Origin of the sequence: Kurthia sp. ISK08 (assembly GCF_046159805.1) — a bacterium.
GTDB classification, from domain to species: domain Bacteria; phylum Bacillota; class Bacilli; order Bacillales_A; family Planococcaceae; genus Kurthia; species Kurthia gibsonii.
The window spans coordinates 1-2976 of sequence record NZ_JBJXHL010000013.1; the positions used below are offsets into that span (position 1 = coordinate 1).

1 rRNA gene is annotated in these 2976 nt (G+C 50.4%); it reads left to right on the top strand.

What is annotated here, in order from left to right:
* The first annotated feature begins 1 nt into the window (after position 1).
* Positions 2-2931, top strand: a 23S ribosomal RNA gene (locus tag ACKVQX_RS14400).
* The last annotated feature ends 45 nt before the right edge of the window (positions 2932-2976 follow it).

The window sequence follows — 2976 nt, forward strand, 5'->3', positions numbered from 1 at the left end:
AGGTTAAGTTATTAAGGGCGCATGGCGGATGCCTTGGCACTAGAAGCCGATGAAGGACGGCACTAACACCGATATGCTTCGGGGAGCTGTAAGTAAGCTTTGATCCGGAGATTTCCGAATGGGGGAACCCACTGTTTTTAATCGAACAGTATCCTAACGTGAATTCATAGCGTTTTGATGGCAGACTCAGGGAACTGAAACATCTAAGTACCTGAAGGAAGAGAAAGAAAATTCGATTCCCTTAGTAGCGGCGAGCGAAACGGGAAGAGCCCAAACCAAGAAGCTTGCTTCTTGGGGTTGTAGGACACTCTACACGGAGTTACAAAGGAATGAGTTAAATGAAGCGGCTTGGAAAGGCCTACCATAGAGGGTAACAGTCCCGTAGTTGAAAGTTCATTCCCTCCAGAGTGGATCCTGAGTACGGCGGAACACGTGAAATTCCGTCGGAATCTGGGAGGACCATCTCCCAAGGCTAAATACTCTCTAGTGACCGATAGTGAACCAGTACCGTGAGGGAAAGGTGAAAAGCACCCCGGGAGGGGAGTGAAAGAGATCCTGAAACCATGTGCCTACAAGTAGTTAGAGCCCGTTAATGGGTGATAGCGTGCCTTTTGTAGAATGAACCGGCGAGTTACGATTACATGCAAGGTTAAGTTGAAAAGACGGAGCCGTAGCGAAAGCGAGTCTGAATAGGGCGAATGAGTATGTGGTTGTAGACCCGAAACCAGGTGATCTACCCATGTCCAGGTTGAAGGTAAGGTAACACTTACTGGAGGACCGAACCCACGTACGTTGAAAAGTGCGGGGATGAGGTGTGGGTAGCGGAGAAATTCCAATCGAACCTGGAGATAGCTGGTTCTCTCCGAAATAGCTTTAGGGCTAGCCTCGTGTTTAAGAATCTTGGAGGTAGAGCACTGTTTGGACTAGGGGTCCATCCCGGATTACCGAATTCAGACAAACTCCGAATGCCAATGATTTATACACGGGAGTCAGACTGCGAGTGATAAGATCCGTAGTCAAAAGGGAAACAGCCCAGACCACCAGCTAAGGTCCCAAAGTAATCGTTAAGTGGAAAAGGATGTGACGTTGCTTAGACAACCAGGATGTTGGCTTAGAAGCAGCCACCATTTAAAGAGTGCGTAATAGCTCACTGGTCGAGTGACGCTGCGCCGAAAATGTATCGGGGCTAAACGATTCACCGAAGCTGTGGATGGACATCTTAGATGTCCGTGGTAGGAGAGCGTTCTAAGTGCTGTGAAGTCAGATCGTAAGGACTGGTGGAGCGCTTAGAAGTGAGAATGCCGGTATGAGTAGCGAAAGACAGGTGAGAATCCTGTCCACCGAATGACTAAGGTTTCCTGAGGAAGGCTCGTCCGCTCAGGGTTAGTCGGGACCTAAGCCGAGGCCGATAGGCGTAGGCGATGGATAACAGGTTGATATTCCTGTACCACCAATCTACCATTTGAGTGATGGGGGGACGCAGTAGGATAGGGTAAGCGTGCTGTTGGTTATGCACGTCCAAGCAGTAAGGTGTGGAAGTAGGCAAATCCGCTTCCTGTAACATTGAGCTGTGATGGCGAGTCAATTATGACGAAGTTCCTGATTTCACACTGCCAAGAAAAGCCTCTAGCGAGGTAGATAGGTGCCCGTACCGCAAACCGACACAGGTAGTCGAGGAGAGAATCCTAAGGTGAGCGAGAGAACTCTCGTTAAGGAACTCGGCAAAATGACCCCGTAACTTCGGGAGAAGGGGTGCTCTAGTAGGGTGCAAGCCCGAGAGAGCCGCAGTGAATAGGCCCAGGCGACTGTTTAGCAAAAACACAGGTCTCTGCAAAATCGTAAGATGACGTATAGGGGCTGACGCCTGCCCGGTGCTGGAAGGTTAAGAGGATTGGTTAGCGCAAGCGAAGCTGAGAATTGAAGCCCCAGTAAACGGCGGCCGTAACTATAACGGTCCTAAGGTAGCGAAATTCCTTGTCGGGTAAGTTCCGACCCGCACGAAAGGCGTAACGATCTGGGCACTGTCTCAACGAGAGACTCGGTGAAATTATAGTACCTGTGAAGATGCAGGTTACCCGCGACAGGACGGAAAGACCCCGTGGAGCTTTACTGTAACTTGATATTGAATTTTGGTACATTTTGTACAGGATAGGTAGGAGCCAGAGAGACCGGAGCGCCAGCTTCGGAGGAGGCGTTGTTGGGATACTACCCTAAATGTATTGAACTTCTAACCCTTACCCCTCATCGGGGTAGGAGACAGTGTCAGGTGGACAGTTTGACTGGGGCGGTCGCCTCCTAAAAGGTAACGGAGGCGCCCAAAGGTTCCCTCAGAATGGTTGGAAATCATTCGCAGAGTGTAAAGGCACAAGGGAGCTTGACTGCGAGACCTACAAGTCGAGCAGGGTCGAAAGACGGGCTTAGTGATCCGGTGGTTCCGCATGGAAGGGCCATCGCTCAACGGATAAAAGCTACCCCGGGGATAACAGGCTTATCTCCCCCAAGAGTCCACATCGACGGGGAGGTTTGGCACCTCGATGTCGGCTCATCGCATCCTGGGGCTGTAGTCGGTCCCAAGGGTTGGGCTGTTCGCCCATTAAAGCGGTACGCGAGCTGGGTTCAGAACGTCGTGAGACAGTTCGGTCCCTATCCGTCGTGGGCGTAGGAAATTTGAGAGGAGCTGTCCTTAGTACGAGAGGACCGGGATGGACATACCACTGGTGTACCAGTTGTCTTGCCAAAGGCATCGCTGGGTAGCTATGTATGGACGGGATAAGTGCTGAAAGCATCTAAGCATGAAGCCCCCCTCAAGATGAGATTTCCCATTACGCAAGTAAGTAAGATCCCTTGAAGACGACAAGGTAGATAGGTTCGAGGTGGAAGTATGGTGACATATGGAGCTGACGAATACTAATCGATCGAGGACTTAACCAAAACAATTGTGTGTTTCAATGAACCGTTTATCCAGTTTTGAAAGAA